This is a genomic window from Marinobacter sp. UBA5687, assembly GCF_002420325.1.
In the GTDB taxonomy this organism is placed as follows: domain Bacteria; phylum Pseudomonadota; class Gammaproteobacteria; order Pseudomonadales; family Oleiphilaceae; genus Marinobacter; species Marinobacter nauticus.
In genome coordinates this window covers 1-4,413 of the sequence record NZ_DIHV01000116.1, presented here as the reverse complement: position 1 = coordinate 4,413, position 4,413 = coordinate 1, and the positions used below count along the sequence as shown (strand labels likewise).

General features: G+C 58.9%; 3 protein-coding genes. All 3 read left to right on the top strand.

What is annotated here, in order from left to right; genetic code table 11:
• Positions 1 to 21 precede the first annotated feature (21 nt).
• Positions 22 to 1,431, top strand: a complete 1,410-nt coding sequence (gene argH, locus B3Y70_RS12030; protein ID WP_286714578.1) for an argininosuccinate lyase — start codon at positions 22 to 24, stop codon at positions 1,429 to 1,431.
• A gap of 357 nt (positions 1,432 to 1,788) precedes the next feature.
• Positions 1,789 to 3,678 carry a T6SS phospholipase effector Tle1-like catalytic domain-containing protein gene (locus tag B3Y70_RS12025; protein ID WP_288589875.1) on the top strand — a complete coding sequence of 630 codons (1,890 nt, stop codon included), beginning with the start codon at positions 1,789 to 1,791 and terminating at the stop codon, positions 3,676 to 3,678.
• Positions 3,678 to 4,280 carry a DUF2931 family protein gene (locus B3Y70_RS12020; RefSeq protein WP_121208241.1) on the top strand — a complete coding sequence of 201 codons (603 nt, stop codon included), beginning with the start codon at positions 3,678 to 3,680 and terminating at the stop codon, positions 4,278 to 4,280. Before B3Y70_RS12025 ends, B3Y70_RS12020 begins: the two co-directional genes overlap by 1 nt.
• Positions 4,281 to 4,413 lie beyond the last annotated feature (133 nt).

The window sequence follows — 4,413 nt, the reverse complement described above, 5'->3', positions numbered from 1 at the left end:
TGTCAGCAGGAAAGATAGACCATGACGGATCAGAAAAAGTCTGACCAGACCACATCCTCCGAAAAACCCTGGGGTGGCCGCTTCAGCGAGCCTACCGATGCCTTTGTTGAACGCTTCACCGCCTCGGTGGGCTTCGACCAGCGCCTGTATCATCATGATATTACCGGCTCCATCGCCCATGCCACCATGTTGGCGAAGGTGGGTGTGCTGACGGACGCCGAGCGCGACCAGATCATCGACGGCCTGAAGGGCGTGAAGGAAGACATCGAAGCCGGGCGCTTCGAATGGTCCGTCAGCCTGGAAGATGTGCACATGAACATCGAAGCCCGGCTCACCGATCGCATCGGCATCACCGGCAAGAAACTGCATACCGGCCGCAGCCGGAATGATCAGGTGGCCACCGATATCCGGCTGTATCTGCGCGATGAAATCGACGTGATTGCCGAGGAACTGGCGCGCCTGCAGGCTGGCTTGCTGGACCTGGCCGAGCGCGAGGCAGACACCATTATGCCCGGCTTTACCCACCTGCAGACCGCCCAGCCGGTTACCTTTGGCCACCATTTGCTGGCCTGGTACGAAATGCTGGTGCGCGATGCCGATCGTCTGCAGGATTGCCGCAAGCGGGTGAACGTGATGCCTCTGGGGGCCGCTGCCCTGGCCGGCACCACTTACCCGATTGACCGCAATCTGACCGCCGAACTGCTGGGCTTTGACCGGCCCACTGAAAACAGCCTGGATTCGGTCTCCGACCGGGATTTCGCCATTGAATTCTGCGGTTTCGCCGCGCTGCTGATGACCCACCTGTCCCGGTTCAGTGAAGAGCTTGTGCTCTGGACCTCCGCCCAGTTCGATTTCATCGACCTGCCGGACCGGTTCTGCACCGGTTCCTCGATCATGCCCCAGAAGAAAAACCCGGATGTACCCGAGCTGGTGCGTGGCAAGACCGGCCGGGTAAACGGCCATCTGATCAGCCTGCTGACCCTGATGAAGAGCCAGCCGCTGGCCTACAACAAGGACAATCAGGAAGACAAAGAGCCGCTGTTCGACACGGTCGATACCATCAAGGGCTGCCTGAAGGCCTACGCCGACATGATCCCGGCCATCAGGGCCAAGGCCGACAACATGCGGGTAGCCGCCAAGCGGGGCTTCTCCACCGCCACGGATCTGGCTGATTACCTGGTCAAGAAAGGCGTGCCGTTCCGTGATGCCCATGAGATTGTCGGCAAGTCAGTTGCTTTCGGTGTCGCCGAAGGTCGTGACCTGTCAGACATGACGCTGGAGGAACTTCAACAGTTCTCCGATGTGATCGGCGAAGATGTGTTCGACGTGCTGACCCTGGAAGGTTCCGTGCAGGCCCGTGATCATCTGGGTGGAACTGCGCCAAACCAGGTACGTGCAGCGGTGGCCCGCGCTCGGAAAAATCTGGCATAGTCGATTGGCTGTCATGGGCGTGGCAGTTTAGAAAAAAAGTTTATGACAAAACCGTAAGGTGCGGTTTTGTCATAAATACACAATATCGGCTAGGATTGTCCGGCTAACTTTACCTGCTTGCTACCGTCAACAAGGACGCTGACGATGAGCTTTGTGAAACTGGTCAGGCCTTCAGAATTGAAGGTCCTCGACATTCCCTTTGTTGAAACTCCTTTTTTTGCTGCCGACAGGGCCCGCCTCCTGGTTGAGCAGGACAACCATCTTCGTTCAAGCATGCAATCGCTGTTCAGGTATGGCTCTGGTGACCGACGGAACCTAGCGGAAACTGTCCATCGGGCGGTCAGAGACGGCGAGTTGATGTTGGTCTGTTCGGAGTGGAATAAGCCTTTCTCGCCGATGGTGACCTGGCGGCCAGACAACAGTCTGCCTGCCGGTGGCCAGTGGCGGATAGAGGGCAGTTGGCTGAACGTTCCATCTGAGATTGAGTGTGCAGTAGCAGAGCTGAACAACTGTGGCATCACCTGCGAGCAGTTGCGCCAATCCGAATCCTGGGGTGTCGGGTCGCTGGAAGTGAACATGTTCTCAATGAACTACCGGCAGCGTCAGCGCCGGGAGCGGGCGGCTCAAGGTAGCGTGGATGACCATCGGCTGAGCCTGCCCTTAGGGGCTTCCGCACTGGTGGCTCCCGTGTTGATGTCTGCAGCATCCGCAACCGAAGACGCTAAGGCAGACTCCTCTCAGGCACCCGCCCCAAAGATACACCTGGAAGTGGGCCTGTTTACCGATGGCACCATGAACAACGCCGCCAATACCCGGGCCTTCGTTGAGCAGCTGGAGCAGGAGTGCCTGATTCCCTACGAAAATAACACCATCGGCCGGGAAGAGTGTGAGCGGCGGATGGGTCTGATGTTGGGCGACAGTTACGCCAATGCGGCCAGCAATGTGGCGAAGCTTTGGGATTTGTACGTCGAAGACGAAAAAGAGGAGGAGGGTACCAGCACCTACCGGCGTAAAATTTATGCTCCTGGGGCTGGCACCAAGACTGGCGAGGATGATGTGATGTATAGCGCAGCCACCGGCATGGGGGAGGCCGGCGTTATCGCACAGGTGGACTATGCTTTCTCGCAACTGGCCTTGCGGGTGAAAGAAGTCTTGCAGAACCTGCCCGCCGACCGTCTGGACAAACCCATCGACAAACTTACGTTGGACCTGTTCGGCTTCAGCCGGGGCGCGGCGGCTGGCCGCCATACTGCACACGAGATAAATCAGGGGGAGAATGGTCTGCTGGCCCAGATGCTGGCTGACAGCGGTATCCTCTGGCCGAAGACGGTAGAAATTCGCTTCGTGGGGCTGTTCGACTCCGTGGCCGCCATCGTTAACCTCGCTGCTGGTGATGCGTTGGCCCATAACAACCGCAACCACCCGGTGGAGTTGTACCTGGATCCAGGCAAGGTGGGCCAGGCGGTGCACCTGACCGCGGCCCATGAGCACCGCAGGAACTTTGCCCTGAACAGTCTGCGAAGCCGCGACGGCAGCTTGCCGGCCAACTTCCGGGAAATTTCCCTGCCGGGCGTTCATTCCGATATTGGCGGTGGCTACGGCGACAGCCAGCGAGAGGATGTGCTGTTAAGCCTCAGGTTACAGGTGCCTCGCGACCGGCTGAGCAGGCCGGACCAAACCCTCCAATGGGATAACCTGGAGGCCAAGCGGCAACAGATAGAGGCGGCAGGCTGGATTGGCCCATATAATCTGCCGGTACGGCAATCCGAGCAATTGCAGGCATGGCCGAAAGACCAGGGCCCGGAAGGGCCAGCCCGGCTGGATATTGTCACCCTGCGCCACGAGCACCCGGCCCAGGATGGCCGGGTAGAACTGGTGTTGCGGATGCTGCGCCAGGTGCGGGGGGAGTATTCGCAGGTGGCCGTGAGGTTGATGCATCGGTTGGCCACCGATAGCGGTGTGCCGCTGCAAGATATCGATACCAAAAAAACCGACAATACCCTGCCAGAGGAACTGATCCCCATCCTGCAACAAATTCTAGAGCAAGTTGAACAAGGGAGCGATGCCCCCTCACTGGCTACTGAATATGAGCATCTGTTGCTCCAGCGCTATATCCATTACTCGGCGCACTACAACGCTATTGAGACCATGGTGGCGGGCTTGCCTGCGAAGTTGCAGGGGTTTCATCCCAATGCACCAGCACCTTCAGGCGAGCGCCTGGTGTATCCACAGACAGAGGGCGACTAATGATTCAGAAAATTCTGGCCATGGGAGTCATGGCCATCGCCCTGTTGGGCAGCGGCTGTTCGGCGTGGTCGAAGGCGGACGACACTCTTTGGATGATCAGGATAGCGGCGCCACAGCACTATGAAGTGTGGGTGACTGATATGTTCCTGGAGAAGTCGGGGGAGCGGAGCTGGCGCCAGCCGATAGGCACGGTGGGGTGCTGCTGGAAGGGTGCCCGTGGCCCAACCGGGCCTGGGGGCAGAGCTGACCCCTTTCCGGAACTGATTCTGGTCAAGTGGTTTTCCTACGCGGAGCAGAAATATTACACCAAGATCATTCAGGTGCCGGAAGACCTGCTGGACCGAATGCGGGAGCCCGCAACCTATGTTACGCAGGTTGATGTGCGCTCAGGCCCCCGGAACCTCCTGACCATTGGCCTGGCGCCCGGCGGTACCGTGGTGGTCTGGATTTCGAACCAGATTGGCAATGAGATCGAGGTGATGCGGATGCAGGCGACGGAAGTGCCGGGTGACCCGGATGATTTTGAGGTAGGCACCAGAAATTATCTCGAAAAACACGGTGACTACCTCAGGGAACACGGCGTCCCTATGGAGGGCTGGTAAGCGGCCGCGGAAGCGGTTCTAAAGTGACCCAGTGTGAGGTCGGGGTAGAACGAAGCCTGCCCCCAACATAACTTAGCCGCCGATCCAGCCCGTACTCAGCTCAACCCCCACCGGCTTCAGCTCCGCCAGCGGT

Bases quoted from the DNA above. Each gene is read 5' to 3' on its own strand.
- argH (WP_286714578.1), top strand. From the start codon at position 22: ATGACGGATCAGAAAAAGTCTGACCAGACCACATCCTCCGAAAAACCC.
- B3Y70_RS12025 (WP_288589875.1), top strand. From the start codon at position 1,789: ATGTTGGTCTGTTCGGAGTGGAATAAGCCTTTCTCGCCGATGGTGACC.
- B3Y70_RS12020 (WP_121208241.1), top strand. From the start codon at position 3,678: ATGATTCAGAAAATTCTGGCCATGGGAGTCATGGCCATCGCCCTGTTG.